Source organism: Streptomyces niveiscabiei, assembly GCF_001419795.1.
GTDB lineage: Bacteria > Actinomycetota > Actinomycetes > Streptomycetales > Streptomycetaceae > Streptomyces > Streptomyces niveiscabiei.
In genome coordinates, this window is the sequence record NZ_LIRL01000818.1 from 1 (window position 1) to 259 (window position 259).

A 259-nucleotide genomic window follows, 5' to 3' on the forward strand; every position below is an offset into this window, starting at 1 on the left:
CGCGCTGACCGCGCCGGTCAGCGTCTCGACGGTCGCGCTGGCCGTGGGGCTCGCGGTGGCCGGTGGGCTGATCGCCGGGGCGTTCGGGGGGTGGCGGGCGTCCCGTCTGCGTCCCGCTGACGCGCTGCGGCGCGTCGAGTAGTCGGTTTCTTTTGAACCCCATTACCTCACCGAGGAGTTGCTGCACGCCATGTACGAACTCAGAAACGTCACCAAGCGCTACACCCGGGGCAAGGACGCCGTACTCGCCCTGGACGCC